The organism is Pseudomonas sp. 7-41, from assembly GCF_021233075.1.
Classification (GTDB): Bacteria; Pseudomonadota; Gammaproteobacteria; order Pseudomonadales; family Pseudomonadaceae; genus Aquipseudomonas; species Aquipseudomonas veronii.
The window spans coordinates 2,690,246-2,707,480 of the sequence record NZ_CP089551.1; the positions used below are offsets into that span (position 1 = coordinate 2,690,246).

A 17,235-nucleotide genomic window follows, 5' to 3' on the forward strand; every position below is an offset into this window, starting at 1 on the left:
AGCAATCAGAGCAGTCCGGCTTGGGTCATCAGCTCGACAGCCTTTTTGCTGTTGAGCTTCGACGCGTCGACCTTAGGTGCGTCCAATTGCGCCAGTGGGGTCAGCTTGGGGTTGGATGTGGCGTTCTGGCCGACCGCGTATTCGAACGAATTACCGTCCTTGAGGACCGCCTGGCCGTCTTTGCCGGTGATCCACTTCAGGAAGGCCTGGGCCTGTTCCTTGTGCTTGCTGGAAGCCAATACACCACCACCGGAAATGCTCACAAACGCGCCCGGATCCTGGTGCTTGAAGTAGTGCAGTTGAGTGTTTTTGCTGTTTTCGCCGGTCTTGGATTGGTCGACGAAGCTGTAATAGTGATAAATCACGCCGCTGTCGACCTGGCCGGCGTTGACGGCTTTGAGCACGGCGCTGTTGCCACGGTAGATGCTCGCGTTGGCTTTCATTGCCTTGAGCCAGTCGAGGGTCGCGGCCTCGCCCTTGAGCTCCAGCACGGCGGCGACGATGGCCTGGAAGTCGGCACCGGCCGGCGAGGCTGCCCAACGGCCTTTCCAGCTTGGTGAAGCCAGGTCCAGCAGGGATTTGGGCAGATCGCCTTCTTTCAATGTGCTCGGGTTGTACACAAACACCGTGGAGCGCGCGGCGATACCCACCCATTTGCCGTGGGCCGGACGGTAGGCGGCATCCACCTGTTCCAGGGTGCTTGGCGCGACTGGCGCGAACAAGCCGGCGTTGTCCACCAGCACCATGGCCGGGGAGTTCTCGGTGAGGAACACGTCCGCCGGAGAGGCGGCGCCTTCCTGCACGAGCTGGTTCCCCATCTCGGTGTCGTCGCCGTTGCGGATGGTCACCGGGATCCCGGTTTCCTGGGTGAACCCTTCGACCCACGCCTTGGTGAGGCTTTCGTGCTGGGCGTTGTAGACCACGATGCCGACCGGCTCGCTGGCGGCATAAACATGCCCGACGCTGACCAGAGCGGTGACCAGCAGGGCTTTTTTGACGAACGAAGGACGGCGGGTGGTCATGCGGTGAGCGCTCCGGGTTTTTATGGCTGCACGGGAAATCTGTTTGAGGTCGATTTAGATTAGATCAATAGGAATCATTTGCATATTGGGGCGCGGCGAATGTAGAGGTGGGCATGAGAAAAAAACGTCAAATAAACGTGATAAATGTCGTGGGTCGATGGCCTTTAACGTAACGCCTATCAACTGAGGGGGGCTTGGGCGGTGTTCATGAGAGTGGGGCTCACCGCCGACCTGCCCGGATACTCACATCTACCCACACCGCCGCTCAAACAATGAAATGCGCTCAATGTGGGAGGAGGCTTGCCTCCGATGGCGGAGTGTCAGTCGACAACGACTTGGCTGACCCGCCGCCATCGGGGGCAAGCCCCCTCTCACAGGGGTTATGCGGTGTCGGTGAGAATGGGGCTCACTGCCGACCTGCCCGGGTACTCACATCTACCCACACCGCCGCTCAAACAATGAAATGCGGTCAATGTGGGAGGAGGCTTGCCTCCGATGGCGGAGTGTCAGTCGACAACGACTTGGCTGGCCCGCCGCCATCGGGGGCAAGCCCCCTCTCACAGGGTTTATGCGGTGTCGGTGAGAATGGGGCTTATCGGCGACCTGCCCGGGTACTCACATCTACCCACACCGCCAGCACCAACATGCAGCCCTTCACGATCATCTGCCTGTAACTGTGGATACACGACCAAATGCCACTTACCCCGCCGATCAATCGGTGGAATACGGTCAATGTGGGAGGAGGCTTGCCTCCGATGGCGCAGTGGCAGTCGACAACGACTTGGCTGGCCCGCCGCCATCGGGGGCAAGCCCCCTCTCACAGGGGTTATGCGGTGTCGGTGAGAATGGGGCTCACTGCCGACCTGCCCGGGTACTCACATCTACCCACACCGCCAGCACCAACATGCAGCCCTTCACGATCATCTGCCAGGAACTGTCGATACACGACCAAATACCACTTACCCCGCCGATCAATCGGTGGAATACGGTCAATGTGGGAGGAGGCTTGCCTCCGATGGCGCAGTGGCAGTCACTGCATGAGTGCCTGAACCACCGCCATCGGGGCAAGCTCCCTCCCACTTTTTTTGTCCGTGGTCAGGCAGTGGTCTTCGTGGGCCTGAGGCATTCGATGGAGCGGTCAACCGTGGTTTTGGCGATTTCCAGCAAATGCCACACCGCGAGGATCTTCGCCCGCTCCGGTTTCTCCAGCAGCTCCCCGCAATCCAGCGCCGTCGCCGAAGCGCTGTCCAGCAGACTGGCGGTGTAGAGCAGGGCGTCTTCGAAGCTCAGGTCTTCGTTGACGGCGTGGAAACCTTGGGTGGGCAGGTAATGGTCGATGGCGCGGTTGAAGGCAGCGCGGTCTTTGGTGGGATCGATGGGTGGGTCGGGTAGGGCTTTGGTCATGGTGAAACTCCTGTCTGATCAAGGAGACGGCACTCTTCGCGACTAAACGAAGGTGGCGGCTGTACGCAGGTTAGTCGACCGGTCAGAACAGGAACCCGGCGCGCCCGAAGGCGCCCTGCGCACAGCCACCATTGAGCTTCATGGGACCATGCGCCTGTTCTGAATCCGGGCGACTAAACCCGATCACTGATTTGGCAGTGACGGACCGCAGACTAGCCATCGATTCCAACAGGCACAAGGCGGCGCAGATTGTCTAGGAAACGTCCTGCAATTTAAAGCGACCCGACTTGCTGGCCCTTTAAAAACCATGACCAGATGCCACTAACTCCAATGAAATACGGTCCATGTGGGAGGGGGCTTGCCCCCGATGACGGAGTGGCAGTCACTGCATGAGTGCCTGAACCACCGCTATCGGGAGCAAGCTCCCTCCCACATTTTTTGTGCGTGGTCAGGCAGTGGTCTTCGTGGGCCTGAGGCATTCGATGGAGCGGTCAACCGTGGTTTTGGCGATTTCCAGCAAATGCCACACCGCGAGGATCTTCGCCCGCTCCGGTTTCTCCAGCAGCTCCCCGCAATCCAGCGCCGTCGCCGAAGCGCTGTCCAGCAGACTGGCGGTGTAGAGCAGGGCGTCTTCGAAGCTCAGGTCTTCGTTGACGGCGTGGAAACCTTGGGTGGGCAGGTAATGGTCGATGGCGCGGTTGAAGGCAGCGCGGTCTTTGGTGGGATCGATGGGTGGGTCGGGTAGGGCTTTGGTCATGGTGTAATTCCGTGATGGATTGAGATTCGCCACCCCGCCGCGACTAAACGTAGGGTGGCGGCTGTACGCAGGTTAGTCGACCGGTCATCACGAAAATCCGGCGCACCCGAAGGCGCCCTGCGCACAGCCACCATAAAAACTGATGGAAGACCGTGCACGTGATGAGAGGTCGGGCGACTAAACCCGATCACTGATTTGGCAGTGACGGACCGCAGACTAGCCATCGATTCCAACAGGCACAAGGCGGCGCAGATTGTCTAGGAAACGTCCTGCAATTTAAAGCGACCCGGCTTGCTGGCCCTTTAAAAACCATGACCAAATGCCACTAACTCCAATGAAATGCGGTCCATGTGGGAGGGAGCTTGCTCCCTCCCACATGGAAGAATGGGGTTTATCGCCGACCCGCCCGCGTACTCACATCCACCCACACCGCCAGCACCAAAATGCTGCCCTTCACAATCATCTGCCAGTAACTGTCCACATCCAGCATCGACATGCCGTTATCCAGGCTGGTAATCACCAGCGCCCCGAGCAGCGCGCCATACACCGTGCCCGAGCCGCCGCGCATGGAGGTGCCGCCGATAAAGCAGGCGGCGATGGCGTCGAGTTCGCCCATGTTGCCTGCCGACGGTGAACCGGCGGCGAGGCGTGCGGTGTTGACCAGGCCGGCGAGGGCGCACATCACGCCCATGATGCCGAAGATCCACAGTTTGACGGCCTGCACGTTGATGCCCGACAGGCGCGTGGCTTCCATGTTGCTGCCCACCGCATACACGCGGCGGCCGAATACGGTCTGGCTGGTGACGTAGCTGAACACGCCGAGCAGCGCCAGCAACAGCAGCACCGGCACCGGGATGCCGTCGTAGCTGTTGAGGGTGGTGACGAACCCGGCCAGCACCGCGCCGATCACCGTCACGCGCAGCACGTCGCGCATCAATGAGTGTGCGGCCAAGCCATGCAGCGCGCGGTTGCGCCGTTGTTTCCAGGTCAAAAACAGGGTCAGGGCAAACAGCAAAACCCCGAGGCCGATGCCCACCGCATGCGGCAGATAGCCCTGGCCCACGTACACCAGCGACGGCGACACCGGCGCGATGGTGGTGCCGCCGGTGATGCCCAGCAGAATCCCGCGAAACGCCAGCATGCCGCCCAAACCGACGATAAACGACGGGATGCGCAGGTACGCGGTCATGTAGCCGTTGGCCAAACCGATCATCAACCCGCACAGCGCCACCAGGCTCAGGTTGGCCAGCAGCGGCAGGTGATAGACCACGTCCAGAATCGCCGCGAGCCCGCCCAACAAGCCGAGCATCGAGCCCACCGACAAATCGATCTCGCCGCTGATGATCACCAGCACCATGCCGCAGGCCAGAATCCCGGTGATCGACATCTGCCGCAGCAAGTTGGACAGGTTGCGCGGGGTGAGGAAGCCGCCCTCGGTCTGCCAACTGAAAAACAGCCAGATGAACGCCACGGCGATCACCAACGCGAGCATTTTGTAGCGGGTAAACAGCTGTTTGAGCTGATTCATCTAAGCGGTCTTCCGATCATTATTATTTTGGCTGAGCGCAGCGGCGAGGACCTGTTCCTGGGTGAGGCCTTCGTTGATGAAATCCCCACGCAACTGGCCGTCGCCGATTACCAGCACGCGGTTGGACACGCCGAGCACCTCGGCCAGTTCCGAGGAGACCATGATGATCGCCACGCCTTCGGCCGCCAGCGCGCCCATCAGTTTGTAGATCTCATACTTGGCGCCCACATCCACCCCGCGCGTGGGCTCGTCGAGGATCAGCACCTTGGGCTTGGCCATGAGCATTTTCGCCAGCACGGCCTTTTGCTGATTGCCGCCGGACAGGCTGGTGATCGGCAAGAACGGGCTGGCGGTCTTGAGGTGCATGCGCGCGATCTGCCGGTCGATGCTGCCCAGTTCGGCCTCGGCGTCGATGCGCGTCAGGTGCGCGTAGGTGTCGAGTACCGCCAGGGTGATGTTCTGGCCCACGCCCAGGTCGGGAATGATGCCCTGGCGCTTGCGGTCCTCGGGCACCATGCACAGCCCGGCGCGGATCGATTTGAGCGGCGTGCGCGTGTCGATCAGTTGGCCATCGAGCCAGACTTCGGCGCTGTAGCGGCCGGGGTAGGCGCCGAACAAGGCCGAGACCAGCTCCGTGCGCCCGGCGCCGACCAGCCCGGCAATGCCGAGGATTTCCCCGCGCCTGAGTACGAAGGAGATGTCGTCCACGCGTTTGCGCTTGGGGTTGTCGACGTCGTAGCAGGTGACATGGCGCGCTTCGAACATCACCTCACCGATCTCATGCGGCTCGGTGGGGTAGAGGTTGCTCATTTCGCGCCCGACCATCTGCGTGATGATCCGGGGGATATCCATGTCGGCCATGGCGCTGGTCGCGATGTGCTGGCCGTCGCGGATCACCGTGATGGTGTCGCACACCGCCGCCACTTCATCGAGCTTGTGGGAGATGTACACGCAGGCCACGCCCTTGGCCTTGAGGCCCTTGATGATCTCCAGCAGCACCTCGATTTCCGAGCGGGTCAGGGCCGAGGAGGGCTCGTCGAGGATCAGCAGGCGCGCCTGTTTATTCAGGGCCTTGGCGATTTCCACCAGTTGCTGGTAGCCACCGCCATACTGCGACACCGGCAGCGCGACGTTCATGTCCGGCACCTTCAGCTCGCGCATCAACGCTTCGGCGCGGTGCAGCATCGCCGGGTAGTTCATGCGCCCGCCGGGCAGGGTCAGCTCGTGACCCATGAAGATGTTCTCGGCCACCGACAGGTCCGGCACCAGGGTCAGTTCCTGGTGAATGATGACGATGCCGGCCGCCTCGGTTTCGCTGATCGACTGGGCCCTGAGCGGCTGCCCGTCCCAGAGGATTTCGCCGTCCCAGGTGCCATGGGGATAGACCGCCGACAGCACCTTCATCAAGGTGGATTTACCGGCACCGTTCTCGCCGCACAGGCCGACACATTCCCCCGGCCGTACCTTGATATCGATGCCGTTGAGCGCGTTGACACCGCCAAAGCGTTTGACGATGCCGTTCATTTGCAGCAGGTAGTGCGACATGGCGATGGCTCACACAAAAGGCCGAAGAAACGCGGTTCCCGTAGGAGCGAGCTTGCTCGCGAAGAACCCCCAGGCAACGCGCACATCCAGGATGCCCGCGTCATCGTTGACGTTTTTCGCGGGCAAGCCCGCTCCTACAGGCCGATCTGCTCTTTGGTGTAGAAGCCGTCCTTCTCCAACAGGTCGATATTGGCCTTGGTCAGCGGGGTCGGGGTGAGCAGGATGGTGTCGACTTTCTTGCTGCCGTTGTCGTATTGCGAGCTGTAGGTGGGCTTTTCGTTGCGCGCCAGTTGCACCGAGAGCTTGGCGGCTTCGGTGGCGATCAGTTTGAGCGGCTTGTACACGGTCATGGTCTGGGTGCCGTCGATCACGCGCTTGACGGCGGCGAGGTCGGCGTCTTGCCCGGAGATCGGCACCTTGCCCGCCAGTTTCTGCGCGGCCAGGGCCTGGATCGCACCGCCGGCGGTGGCGTCGTTGGAGGCGACGATGGCGTCGATCTTATTGTTGTTCCGGGTCAGGGCATTTTCGACGATGCTCAGGGCTTCGGTCGGGTTCCATTCCTTGACCCACTGCTGGCCGACAATCTTGATGTCGCCCTTGTCGATGGCCGGTTGCAGCACCTTCATCTGGCCTTCGCGCAGGACCTTGGCATTGTTGTCGGTGGGCGCGCCGCCGAGCAGGAAATAGTTGCCCTTGGGCGCCGCCTGCAGCACGCCATTGGCCTGCATCTCGCCGACCTTTTCGTTATCGAAGGAGATGTAGGCGTCGATATCCGCGTTGAGGATCAGGCGGTCATACGACACCACCTTGATCCCGGCCTTCTTGGCTTCGGCGATGGCGTTGGTCAGCACGGTGGCGTTGAACGGCACGATCACGATCACGTCGACGCCGCGGGAGATCAGGTTTTCGATCTGGGAAATCTGCTTCTGCTCGTTGGCATCGGCCGACTGCACAAACACCTTGGCATCGAGTTTTTCCGCCGCCGCGACGAAGTAGTCACGATCGCGGGACCAGCGTTCCAGGCGCAGGTCGTCGATGGAAAAACCGATTTTCGGATGGGCCGGATCGGCCATGACCGGCAGGGCGAGCAGGGCCAGGGCAGAGGCGAGCAGGGTGCGTTTAAATGACTTCATGGTGGTGCGTCCTTTTATTGTTGTTGGAAAGACACAGCGTGATGCGGGTAGAACTGTAGAGCGTCCCTCGACGCTCTGTGCGTAGATTTGTCGCGCAAATGTCACCGCCGCCCCCTGTGTAGGAGCGAGCTTGCTCGCGAAAATCGCGAACTCGACACGTTTATCCAGGCATCACGCGTCATCGTTGACGTTTTTCGCGAGCAAGCTCGCTCCTACGCAGAGGGCTGCGTGATCAGGTGTAGATAAATCGATTCACGATGCCCTCCAGCATCTCCTGCCGACCACTCACGGCCTGCGGGTTGAGTTCGTGGGCAAACGCATGTTCGGCCAGGGATTCCAGGCTGAATTCGCCGGCCAGTACCGCCTGGCCCAACGGTTGCTGCCAGCCGGCATAGCGCTGGTCCTTGAACTGCTGCAACCGATCGTTCTGCACCATCGCCGCCGCGCGTTCCAGCGCCAGGGCGAGCACATCCATGGCGGCGACGTGGCCGTGGAACAGGTCGATCTCGTCCAGGCTCTGGCGGCGCACCTTGGAATCGAAGTTGTAGCCGCCATTCTTGAAGCCGCCGGCCTTGAGGATTTCATACGTCGCGAGGGTCATCTCCTCGACGCTGTTGGGGAACTGGTCGGTGTCCCAGCCGTTCTGCGGGTCGCCGCGGTTGGCGTCGATGCTGCCGAAGATCCCGAGGGACACCGCGGTGGCGATCTCATGATGAAAGCTGTGCCCGGCCAGGGTCGCGTGGTTGGCCTCGATATTCACCTTGATCTCGTGTTCCAGGCCGTACTCATGCAGGAAGCCGAACACCGTGGCGCTGTCGTAATCGTATTGGTGCTTGGTCGGCTCCTGGGGCTTGGGTTCGATCAGCAGGTCGCCCTTGAAGCCGATCTTGTGCTTGTGCTCCACCACCATGTGCATAAAGCGCCCGAGCTGTTCGCGCTCGCGCTTGAGGTCGGTATTGAGCAGGGTTTCGTAACCTTCGCGGCCGCCCCACAGCACATAATTGGCGCCCTTGAGCCGCAGCGTGGCGTTCATCGCGCTGCACACCTGGGCGGCGGCGTAGGCGAACACCTCCGGGTCCGGGTTACTCGCGGCGCCGGCGGCAAAGCGCGGGTTGCTGAAGCAATTGGCGGTGCCCCACAGCAGTTTGACGCCGGTCTGTTCCTGGTGGCGTTCGAGGTGATCGACCATCTGCGCGAAGTGGTTGCGGTACTCCTTGAGCGAGCTGCCTTCCGGCGCCACGTCGGTGTCGTGAAAACTGTAGTAGTCGATGCCCAGCTTGGAGAAAAACTCAAAGGCCGCCTCGGCCTTGCCGATCGCCACTTCCATCGGCTCGCCGCTGCGCTGCCACGGGCGCTTGAAGGTGCCCATGCCAAACATATCCGCGCCCGGCCAGACGAAGGTGTGCCAATAACAGGCCGCCATGCGCAGGTGTTCGCGCATCGGTTTGCCGAGGATCAGTTTGTTGGCGTCGTAGTGGCGAAAGGCGAGGGGGGCGTCGCTGGCGGGGCCTTCGAAGCGAACCTTCTCGACACCGGGGAAGTACGTCATGGCGTGTTCCTTATTGTTCTTGGCGGTGTCTGGATACTAGCAACGGCACTGGGCCCGGCGATTATGAAAATCGTCAAGGTGTAGTGCGATTTTGAGTGGCGGGGTCTAACCTGTGGCGACCGGCCTCAGGACAAAAACAATGAAAACCCTACCGCCCGTCCACCGCATCGCCTTGCTGTTCAACGGCAGCAAAATCTATGACCGCGGCATCATCACCGGCATCGGCAATTACCTGAGCAGCACCCGCGCGTCCTGGGATTTGTTCCTGGAGGAAGATTTTTTGTGCCGCCTCAAAGGCATCGAGCGCTGGCAGGGCGACGGCATCATTGCCGACTTCGACGACCCGCTGATCGGCGAGGCACTGGCCGATATCAAGCTGCCGGTGGTGGCGGTGGGCGGTTCCTATGAGGATGCGCGTGCCTACCCCAGGGGCATCCCCTACGTGGCCACCGACAACCATGCGCTGATGAAGCTGGCGTATGAGCATTTGATCGAGGCCGGACTGACCCGGTTTGCCTGTTTCAGCCTGCCGCCAGCCCAGGCCAATCGCTGGGCCCAGGAGCGCGAAAAGGCCTTCAAGCGCCTGCTGCAACGTGATGGTTTGCCGGTGGAGGTGTACCGCGGCCTGGGCACCAGCGCGCCGTTGTGGGACAGCGCGGTGGAGCAGCAGATCGCCTGGCTGCAAAGCCTGCCCAAGCCCATCGGCATCATCGCCGTCACCGACGCCCGCGCCCGGCAATTGCTGCAGGCCTGCCTCACTGCCGGTATCGCCGTGCCGGAGGAGGTGGCGTTGATCGGCATCGACAACGACCCGCTGACCCGCACCCTCACGCGGGTGCCGCTGAGTTCGGTGATCCAGGGCACGGAAACCATGGGCCGCACGGCCGCCGCGCTGCTGCATCAGATGCTGCACGGCAAACCCTGCACCGGCACGCAGATCCTGGTGCCACCGGATGCAATCAATGTGCAGGCTTCCAGCTTGCATCAGCCGTTGGGCAATCCGTATGTGATGCAGGCGCTGCTGTTCATCCGCCAGTACGCCTGCCAGGGCATCAAGACCGCCCAGGTCGCGGCGTATGTCGGTGTATCGCGTTCATCCCTGGAATCGCACTTTCGCAAGACACGCGGGTGCAGCGTGCATGACGAGATCCTGCGCTTCAAACTCGCCGCCGCCGCCAAGGGCCTGGAAAACCACGCCCTGGCGATTGCCGATGTGGCGCAGCAGTGTGGCTTCAAGTCGGCGCAGTACCTGCATACGGTGTTTCGCCGTGAGTTTGGCTGTACGCCGCGGGAATACCAGCAAGGCGCGGCCTAGAAAAAAGCCGCTTGCTCCGTGAAGAGGCAAGCGGCTTGGTCATTCACCGATCAACGAAACGCTGGCACGACCTGCTCGATAAACAGCGCCAGGGACTTTTTCTTCTCGGCATGGGGCAGGCTGTTGTCGCACCAGAAGCTGAACTCATCCACGCCCAGTTCCTGGTAGTACTTGATGCGCGGGATGATTTCTGCGGCGGTGCCGATCATCGCGGTCTTGTGCAGGCTGTCCAGCTCGAACTCCGGGCGGCCGGCGAATTTTTCTTCCGGGCTTGGCGCCAGGAAGCCATTGACCGGCACTTCCTTGTTGCCGAACCAGGCATCGAAGGTGCGATAGAACTTGGAGATCGCCTTGGCCCCGACTTTCCAGCCTTCCGGGTCGTCGGCGGCGTGTACGTGGGTGTGGCGCAGCACCATCAATTGCGGGCGCGGCACGCCGGGGTTGTTGTCGAGGGCGGTCTGGAATTTGTTTTTCAGGTCCAGGACTTCTTCATCGCCCTTCATCAGCGGCGTGACCATCACGTTGCAGCCGTTGGCCACTGCGAAGTTGTGGGAGTCCGGGTCGCGGGCGGCGATCCACATCGGCGGGTTGGGCTTCTGTACGGGCTTGGGCACGCTGGTGGAGGTGGGGAATTTCCAGATGTCGCCGTCGTGGGCGTAGTCGCCTTGCCACAACGCGCGCACCACCGGGACCATTTCGCGCAGCGCCTGGCCGCCGCTGGAAGCGGGCATGCCGCCGGCCATGCGGTCGAACTCGACCTGGTAGGCGCCACGGGCCAGGCCGACTTCCATGCGGCCGTTGCTGATCACGTCAAGCAAGGCGCATTCACCCGCCACCCGCAGCGGGTGCCAGAACGGCGCGATGATGGTGCCGGCGCCCAGGTGAATGGTGGTGGTCTTGGCCGCGAGGTAAGCCAGCAACGGCATCGGGCTTGGCGAGATGGTGTATTCCATGGCGTGGTGTTCGCCAATCCAGACGGTGCTGAAGCCACCGGCTTCGGCCATCAGGGTCAATTCGGTCAAGTCTTCGAACAACTGGCGGTGGCTGATGCTCTCGTCCCAACGTTCCATGTGTACGAACAGGGAAAACTTCATGACGCGTACCTCGGATCTATTGTGATCGGCCTGTCGACCGCGGGCCCTTAAGTGCTCTCGCCGTTGTAACGCTTGCCGGGGATAACGGCTGTTCGGCGGATTGATTGTTGGTATACCATAATATGGAATATCCACAAAACTTTTCTCTCCAACGGTTACACCCCCACCTCACAAGGAAGGCGAGCCCGATGAACATAAAACAAAAACTGATCCTGGCCTTTGCGGTGATTGCCAGCCTACCGGTGATTCTGGTGGCTGTGCTGATCATCCTCAACGTGCATGAGGTTCTTCACCGAGCCGACCATGATCGCGTGGTCTCACGCCACTGGGAGGGGCTGACACCCCGCAATCAAACTGTGGGAGGGGGCTTGCCCCCGATGGCGGAGGAACAGCCAGCTTATCTGTAGCTGACCCACCGCTATCGGGGGCAAGCCCCCTCCCACAAAGTTTTGTGTGTGGCTTAAGCCGGCATGGGCAATGCGCCCATTTTGCCGTGGCAATACACCAGTGGTCCGGCGTTCTGCTGGGGCACGATGAGGTTCTTCACCGAGCCGACCATGATCGCGTGGTCGCCGCCTTCGTACTCGCGCCACAGCTCGCATTCGATCACCGCCGTGGCATTCGCCAGGATCGGATTGCCCCGCTCGCTGAGCGTCCATTCGAGGCCTTGGGCCTTGTCTTTGCCCTTGCGCGCAAAGGCATACGCTTCGGTTTGCTGCCCGCCGGAGAGCACATGGATGGCAAAGCGTTTGTTCTTGATCAACACCGGGTACGAGTCGGAGCTGTAGTTGGGGCAGAACAGCACCAGCGCCGGGTCCATCGACAACGAGCTGAAAGCACTGGCGGTCAGCCCGACGATTTGCCCGTCGTCATCGAGCGTGGTGATCACGGTGACCCCGGACGGAAACGAACCCATCACTTGTTTGTAGATAGCGGCATCGATCATGGGACGGTCCTCGGCGGTGGAGCGGTTTTTATAGGCTTGTAGGTATGATGGTATACCGTAATACAAAGCATGCAACTGCTTTTTCAAGCGCCCGATGAACGTCAATTATTGGTCTTGTAACCAATAAATACTGGGGTAAAGGCGAGAAATGGCTATTGGCCATGTGGCACATTAGCCGATCAGATTAGCGCCAGAGCTACGGATCAGTCGTGTAAAAAACTGGGGGGCGTGTGGCGCTGTCGGGCGTGATCCTCATCGATTGCTGCCTGGCGACGCGTCAGCACACGCAGTCGGTCAGGTCGGGGCGGTTGGGGTATACCGACTGAACAGGTTTTTCTGGCGAGAGCGCTGCGTTAATCCTGGCTTACCGCGTCATCGTTAACGATCCTCGCGGGCAAGCTCCGCTCCTACGGCGACGGGGTCATCTGTAGGAGCGAGCTTGCTCGCGAAAAACCTGAGGCCGCTGCGTTAATCCTGGCTTACCGCGTCATCGTTAACGATCCTCGCGGGCAAGCTCCGCTCCTACGGTGACGGGGTCATCTGTAGGAGCGAGCTTGCTCGCGAAAAACCCGAGAGCGCCACGTTGACCCTGGCTTACCGCGTCATCGTTAACGATCCTCGCGGGCAAGCTCCGCTCCTACGGCGACGGGGTCATCTGTAGGAGCGAGCTTGCTCGCGAAAAACCTGAGGCCGCTGCGTTAATCCTGGCTTACCGCGTCATCGTTAACGATCCTCGCGGGCAAGCTCCGCTCCTACGGTGACGGGGTCATCTGTAGGAGCGAGCTTGCTCGCGAAAAACCCGAGAGCGCCACGTTGACCCTGGCTTACCGCGTCATCGTTAACGATCCTCGCGGGCAAGCTCCGCTCCTACGGCGACGGGGTCATCTGTAGGAGCGAGCTTGCTCGCGAAAAACCTGAGGCCGCTGCGTTAATCCTGGCTTACCGCGTCATCGTTAACGATCCTCGCGGGCAAGCTCCGCTCCTACGGTGACGGGGTCATCTGTAGGAGCGAGCTTGCTCGCGAAAAACCCGAGAGCGCCACGTTGACCCTGGCTTACCGCGTCATCGTTAACGATCCTCGCGGGCAAGCACCGCTCCTACGGTGACGGGGTCATCTGTAGGAGCGAGCTTGCTCGCGAAAACCCCGAGAGCGCCGCGTTGACCCTGGTTTTACGCGCGATCGGCAAGCCCCACCCCGCCAAACTCCTCCAACGCATCCCGCAACGCGCCGTCGAAGTAGTCCTTCGAGGCGCGGTCCCAGAGGATGTGGAACGCTGGCGCTTCCACGCTTCCCGAGTGGATGACGATCACATTGATCCGCGCCGCCGCCGTCTGCGCCACCGCTCCCGGCTTGAAGGCCGGAAAACTGAGATCGACGCCGCACAGCTTGGCCATCACCTGGGCAATCACCGTGCCGCTGAGCAGCACGCAAGCATGACTGTCCTGGCGCGGCAGCAGGTAGTGGGCGCGGTGGTCGAGTTCCCAGCGCGCTTCTTCATCGGCGATGCGCTGGCCTTGATCCGCCGGGCTGCCCAGCAGCAGGTATTCGTTCTGTGACAGGCGCGCCACCCAGCTGCCGTCCGCCTGTGCGGTCGCTCGGTTGGGCGCGTCGGGCAGGGTGAAGCCGCGGGCCGTGAGGTACTCGGCGCTGTGTGCGCCGCGAAAGCCGACCCGGGGCAGGTCGGTCTGGTCGATCAGGCGGCAGGGCGGCGTGAGCAATTCGTGGGCTTTCAGACTGGTCATGGCTTAACCCTCCTGGCGTTGGTTGGTGGGGTCGAAGAACGGTAGCTGCACCACTTCGGCCTGGACGACGATGCCGCCTTCGACGCGAATCGGAATGCATTGCCCCGGTGTGCTCTGGTCGATCCCGGCGTAGGCCAGGCCGATGATCCGGCCCAGGCTGGCGGAGTATTCACACGAGGTGACGTTGCCGCTGATGTCCGGGCCGTTGAGCACCAGGTGGCCTTCCAGCGGCTGCACGCTGCCCTTGGGCAAGCTGAAGCCGACCAGTTTGCGTTTCAGCGGCTGGGCTTCAAGGATGTCCACCGAGCGGCGGCCGACGAAGAACGGTTTGTTGCGGCTGACCGCCCAGCCCATGTCGATTTCCGCCGGGTGGGTCATGCCGTCGGTGTCCTGGCTGATGATCACGTGGCCTTTTTCCAGGCGCAGCAGGCGCTGGGTTTCGACGCCGAAGGGACGAATGTCGAAGGCTTTGCCGGCGGCCATCAACGCATCCCACAATGCCAGGCCATGACGTGCGGCAACGTGGATTTCATAACCCAGTTCGCCGACGAAACCGACCCGCAGCAGCCGCGCCTTGATCCCGGCCACCGTGCCCTGGCGCACGCCGAGGTAAGGGAAACCCTCGGCGCTCAGGTCGAGGTCGCTGCACAACTGTTCCAGCACTTTGCGCGAATCCGGCCCGGCCACGTTCACCGCACAGATCGCGGCGGTGACGTTGGCCACATCCACGTCCAGGCGCCATTGCGCGTTCCACTTGAGCATCTGCTGGTAGATGCGGTCGACGCCGCTGGTGGTGGCGGTGACGTAGAAGTGCTTGTCGGCCAGCCGCGCGCACACGCCGTCGTCGATCACTACCCCGTGTTCATTGGTCATCAGCGCATAACGCGAACGGCCCACCGGCTGCTTGAGAAACGCGAAGGTGTACATCCGGTTGAGCAGTTCGGCGGCATCCGGGCCGCGCACGTCCAGGCCGCCGAGGGTGGACACATCGATCAGCCCGACCTTGTTGCGCACATGCAGGGCTTCGGCCTGCATGCACGCGTCGCGGTCCTCGGCCTTGCCGTAATAGGCCGGGCGCTGCCAGATGCCGGCGGGCATCATCTTCGCCCCGGCCTGCAGGTGCCGCGCATGCATCGGCGTTTGCCGGTAGGGGTCGAAGGCGCGCCCGGCGACGTGGGCGAGTTTCTCCGCCACGAACGGCGGCCGTGCGGTGGTGACCCCGGTTTCGCTGATATTGCGCTGGGTCGCCCAGGCCACCAGGCGCGCGGTCGGCAACGCCGAGTGGCGGCCCTGGGACGGGCCCATGCCGACGGTGGAGTAGCGTTTCACCAACTGCACATCGCGGTAGCCGATGCGGGTGGCGTTGACGATATCCGCCACTTGCAGGTCTTCGTCGAAGTCGACGAAATCCTTGCCCTTGGGGTGCGGGAAGATCGGCCAGTTGAAGTTGACCTGGGCTTCGCTGCGCAGCGGGGTACGCGCTGCGGCAGGGCTCAAGCCGAGGGCGAAGGCGATGTCGTGGGCGGCGTTGCTCGCGTCCGCCAGTACATTGTCCAGTTGGTGCCGACCGTGGACCGAACCGGCCACATTCAGGTTCTGCGGCAGGCCGCTGAGGCTGAACTCTGCACGCGAGTCCTCATAGGCCAATTTGCCGCCGGCCTGGCACAGCAGTTGGTACACCGGCATATAGCCGGCCGACATGCACAGCAGGTCGCAGTCGATCACCTGCCCCTTGTCACTGACCTGGCCCTGAGCGGTGATCTGGCGCACATCGACACCCTTCACATGGCGCAGGCCTTTTTCATGCAAGGCCTCGAACACCGTGCTGTTAGTCAGGCAACGGATCTTGCGCTGCGCCAGCGCGCCGGCCAGGGCCTGGTCGGCGGGGGCGTGGCGCAGGTCGATCAGGGCGGCGACGTCCACGCCCTGGTCATGCAGGTCGAGGGCGGCGAGGTAACCGTCATCGTTGCCGGTGAGCACCACCGCGCGTTTGCCGGGCTTGACGGCGTAGAGCTTGATCAGGCGTTGCGCGGCGCTGGTCAGCATCACCCCCGGCAGGTCGTTGTTGCGAAAGATCACCGGCTGGTCGAACGAGCCGCTGCACACCAGGCACTGCTGCGCGCGCACCTTGTACAGGCGCTTGCCCTGGATCACCGGCAGGTAGTTGTCGGTGAACCAGGCGTTGCAGGTGGCCTCGGTGAGCACCTGGATATTCGCGTGTTGCTGCACCGCGCTGAGCAATTCGCGGCGCAGGTTGTCGGCGCGGGTGCCGGCGATATCGAAACGCGCATAAGTGAGCGAACCGCCGAGGATCGGCTGCTGCTCGATCAGCAGCACCTTCGCCCCGGCATTCGCGGCGGTCAGCGCCGCCTGCAAGCCGGCGGGGCCGGCGCCGATGACGGCGAGGTCGGTGAACAGGTAGGCCTTGTCGTAGTACTCGGGCTGGAAGTTCAGGTCGAGCACGCCCAGGCCGGCTTTTTTACGGATGATCGGCTCCCACACTTTCCACATGCCCTTGGGCTTGTAGAACGAGCGGTAGTAGAAACCCACCGGCATGAATTTGGAGAACTTGCCCATATAGGCATCGCGGTCGTGGTCCAGCGTGCCGTTGACGTTCTGCGCGGTCACCGCCAGGCCGTTGCTCAGTGCGTGGGCATCGGCCAGCACGTTGGGTTCCTGGGGCAATTGCACCAGGCTGTTGGCGTCCTGGCCGGCCATGCTCAGCGGCCCGCGTGGGCGGTGGTATTTGAACGAGCGCGACATCAGAAAGCGCCCGTTGGCGAGCAGGGCGCTGGCGATGCTGTCGCCCTGCAGGCCCTGGTAGGGGTGGCCGTCGAAACTGAAATCGAGTGGCTGGTCACGCTGGATCAGCAGGCCCATGGGGGCGGGGAGGCGGTTCATCCGGCGATCTCCTTGGCGGTGTTGAAGTCGACGCGCGTGTTGAACAATTCCCTGGGGTCGAAGGTGCGCAGGATCTCGTCGGTGACGGTGTGGCGCTCGGCGAGGAACCAGTAGCTGGACGGCGTGTGCATCCACCATTCACGCACTACACCGGCGAGGTTGTCGGTGTTGAACACGTAGTCGGCCCATTCGGCGTCGCTGCAGTTGACCGGATCGGGCATGGGCTTGAACTCACCGCCGTAGGTGAACTCGCTGATATTGCGCGGCCCGTTGAGCGGGCACATCATGATTTTCATAG

General features: G+C 62.1%; 14 protein-coding genes. 2 read left to right on the forward strand and 12 right to left on the reverse strand.

Annotated elements, in window-relative coordinates; translation table 11 throughout:
- Positions 1 to 5 precede the first annotated feature (5 nt).
- From LQ249_RS12220 to xylA, 7 genes are all read right to left on the reverse strand, one after another.
- Positions 6 to 1,022 carry an iron ABC transporter substrate-binding protein gene (locus LQ249_RS12220; RefSeq protein ID WP_057005913.1) on the reverse strand — a complete coding sequence of 339 codons (1,017 nt, stop codon included), beginning with the start codon at positions 1,020 to 1,022 and terminating at the stop codon, positions 6 to 8.
- A gap of 1,095 nt (positions 1,023 to 2,117) precedes the next feature.
- A complete protein-coding gene (locus tag LQ249_RS12225; RefSeq protein ID WP_017847906.1) occupies positions 2,118 to 2,426 on the reverse strand; it encodes a DUF6124 family protein in 309 nt (102 codons plus the stop codon).
- A gap of 448 nt (positions 2,427 to 2,874) precedes the next feature.
- Positions 2,875 to 3,183, reverse strand: coding sequence for a DUF6124 family protein (locus LQ249_RS12230; RefSeq protein WP_017847906.1), 309 nt, complete (start codon positions 3,181 to 3,183; stop codon positions 2,875 to 2,877).
- Positions 3,184 to 3,574: 391 nt separating this feature from the next.
- Positions 3,575 to 4,711: a sugar ABC transporter permease gene (locus tag LQ249_RS12235; RefSeq protein WP_232566492.1), complete on the reverse strand. Its 1,137-nt coding sequence runs from the start codon at positions 4,709 to 4,711 to the stop codon at positions 3,575 to 3,577.
- Complete coding sequence (xylG, locus tag LQ249_RS12240; protein ID WP_108526648.1) at positions 4,712 to 6,256, reverse strand: D-xylose ABC transporter ATP-binding protein; 1,545 nt, start codon at positions 6,254 to 6,256, stop codon at positions 4,712 to 4,714.
- A gap of 134 nt (positions 6,257 to 6,390) precedes the next feature.
- Positions 6,391 to 7,389 carry a D-xylose ABC transporter substrate-binding protein gene (gene xylF / locus LQ249_RS12245; protein ID WP_017847900.1) on the reverse strand — a complete coding sequence of 333 codons (999 nt, stop codon included), beginning with the start codon at positions 7,387 to 7,389 and terminating at the stop codon, positions 6,391 to 6,393.
- A 232-nt stretch (positions 7,390 to 7,621) separates the two neighbouring features.
- Entirely contained in the window at positions 7,622 to 8,938 is a 1,317-nt protein-coding gene (gene xylA, locus LQ249_RS12250) for a xylose isomerase (protein ID WP_017847899.1), read from the reverse strand.
- Positions 8,939 to 9,077: 139 nt separating this feature from the next.
- Between xylA and LQ249_RS12255 the strand changes: the two genes are divergently transcribed.
- Positions 9,078 to 10,253: a XylR family transcriptional regulator gene (locus LQ249_RS12255; RefSeq protein WP_046383927.1), complete on the forward strand. Its 1,176-nt coding sequence runs from the start codon at positions 9,078 to 9,080 to the stop codon at positions 10,251 to 10,253.
- A gap of 50 nt (positions 10,254 to 10,303) precedes the next feature.
- On the opposite strand, the gene LQ249_RS12260 is transcribed toward LQ249_RS12255, so the two are convergent.
- Entirely contained in the window at positions 10,304 to 11,347 is a 1,044-nt protein-coding gene (locus tag LQ249_RS12260; RefSeq protein ID WP_046383926.1) for an LLM class flavin-dependent oxidoreductase, read from the reverse strand.
- Between the two features lie 188 nt (positions 11,348 to 11,535).
- Here LQ249_RS12260 and LQ249_RS12265 point away from each other — a divergent pair, with 188 nt between their 5' ends.
- Positions 11,536 to 11,754, forward strand: coding sequence for a hypothetical protein (locus tag LQ249_RS12265; RefSeq protein ID WP_046383925.1), 219 nt, complete (start codon positions 11,536 to 11,538; stop codon positions 11,752 to 11,754).
- A 53-nt stretch (positions 11,755 to 11,807) separates the two neighbouring features.
- On the opposite strand, the gene LQ249_RS12270 is transcribed toward LQ249_RS12265, so the two are convergent.
- The 4 genes from LQ249_RS12270 to LQ249_RS12285 all read right to left on the reverse strand — a co-directional run bounded on the left by LQ249_RS12270 (position 11,808) and on the right by LQ249_RS12285 (position 17,233).
- Positions 11,808 to 12,293, reverse strand: coding sequence for a flavin reductase family protein (locus LQ249_RS12270; RefSeq protein ID WP_046383924.1), 486 nt, complete (start codon positions 12,291 to 12,293; stop codon positions 11,808 to 11,810).
- Between the two features lie 1,170 nt (positions 12,294 to 13,463).
- On the reverse strand, positions 13,464 to 14,036 hold the full coding sequence (locus tag LQ249_RS12275) for a sarcosine oxidase subunit gamma (protein WP_057005907.1): 573 nt from the start codon (positions 14,034 to 14,036) through the stop codon (positions 13,464 to 13,466).
- 3 nt (positions 14,037 to 14,039) lie between these two features.
- Positions 14,040 to 16,937 carry a 2Fe-2S iron-sulfur cluster-binding protein gene (locus LQ249_RS12280; protein WP_232566493.1) on the reverse strand — a complete coding sequence of 966 codons (2,898 nt, stop codon included), beginning with the start codon at positions 16,935 to 16,937 and terminating at the stop codon, positions 14,040 to 14,042.
- Positions 16,934 to 17,233: a sarcosine oxidase subunit delta gene (locus tag LQ249_RS12285; RefSeq protein ID WP_046383921.1), complete on the reverse strand. Its 300-nt coding sequence runs from the start codon at positions 17,231 to 17,233 to the stop codon at positions 16,934 to 16,936. Before LQ249_RS12285 ends, LQ249_RS12280 begins: the two co-directional genes overlap by 4 nt.
- Between the last annotated feature and the right edge of the window lie 2 nt (positions 17,234 to 17,235).

What these genes read in the sequence shown, in the direction of transcription:
- LQ249_RS12275 (WP_057005907.1), bottom strand. Translation starts at nt 14,036, where the DNA reads ATGACCAGTCTGAAAGCCCACGAATTGCTCACGCCGCCCTGCCGCCTG.
- xylG (WP_108526648.1), bottom strand. Translation starts at nt 6,256, where the DNA reads ATGTCGCACTACCTGCTGCAAATGAACGGCATCGTCAAACGCTTTGGC.
- LQ249_RS12265 (WP_046383925.1), top strand. Translation starts at nt 11,536, where the DNA reads ATGAACATAAAACAAAAACTGATCCTGGCCTTTGCGGTGATTGCCAGC.
- LQ249_RS12235 (WP_232566492.1), bottom strand. Translation starts at nt 4,711, where the DNA reads ATGAATCAGCTCAAACAGCTGTTTACCCGCTACAAAATGCTCGCGTTG.
- LQ249_RS12270 (WP_046383924.1), bottom strand. Translation starts at nt 12,293, where the DNA reads ATGATCGATGCCGCTATCTACAAACAAGTGATGGGTTCGTTTCCGTCC.
- LQ249_RS12225 (WP_017847906.1), bottom strand. Translation starts at nt 2,426, where the DNA reads ATGACCAAAGCCCTACCCGACCCACCCATCGATCCCACCAAAGACCGC.
- LQ249_RS12220 (WP_057005913.1), bottom strand. Translation starts at nt 1,022, where the DNA reads ATGACCACCCGCCGTCCTTCGTTCGTCAAAAAAGCCCTGCTGGTCACC.
- xylF (WP_017847900.1), bottom strand. Translation starts at nt 7,389, where the DNA reads ATGAAGTCATTTAAACGCACCCTGCTCGCCTCTGCCCTGGCCCTGCTC.
- xylA (WP_017847899.1), bottom strand. Translation starts at nt 8,938, where the DNA reads ATGACGTACTTCCCCGGTGTCGAGAAGGTTCGCTTCGAAGGCCCCGCC.
- LQ249_RS12260 (WP_046383926.1), bottom strand. Translation starts at nt 11,347, where the DNA reads ATGAAGTTTTCCCTGTTCGTACACATGGAACGTTGGGACGAGAGCATC.
- LQ249_RS12230 (WP_017847906.1), bottom strand. Translation starts at nt 3,183, where the DNA reads ATGACCAAAGCCCTACCCGACCCACCCATCGATCCCACCAAAGACCGC.
- LQ249_RS12285 (WP_046383921.1), bottom strand. Translation starts at nt 17,233, where the DNA reads ATGAAAATCATGATGTGCCCGCTCAACGGGCCGCGCAATATCAGCGAG.
- LQ249_RS12255 (WP_046383927.1), top strand. Translation starts at nt 9,078, where the DNA reads ATGAAAACCCTACCGCCCGTCCACCGCATCGCCTTGCTGTTCAACGGC.
- LQ249_RS12280 (WP_232566493.1), bottom strand. Translation starts at nt 16,937, where the DNA reads ATGAACCGCCTCCCCGCCCCCATGGGCCTGCTGATCCAGCGTGACCAG.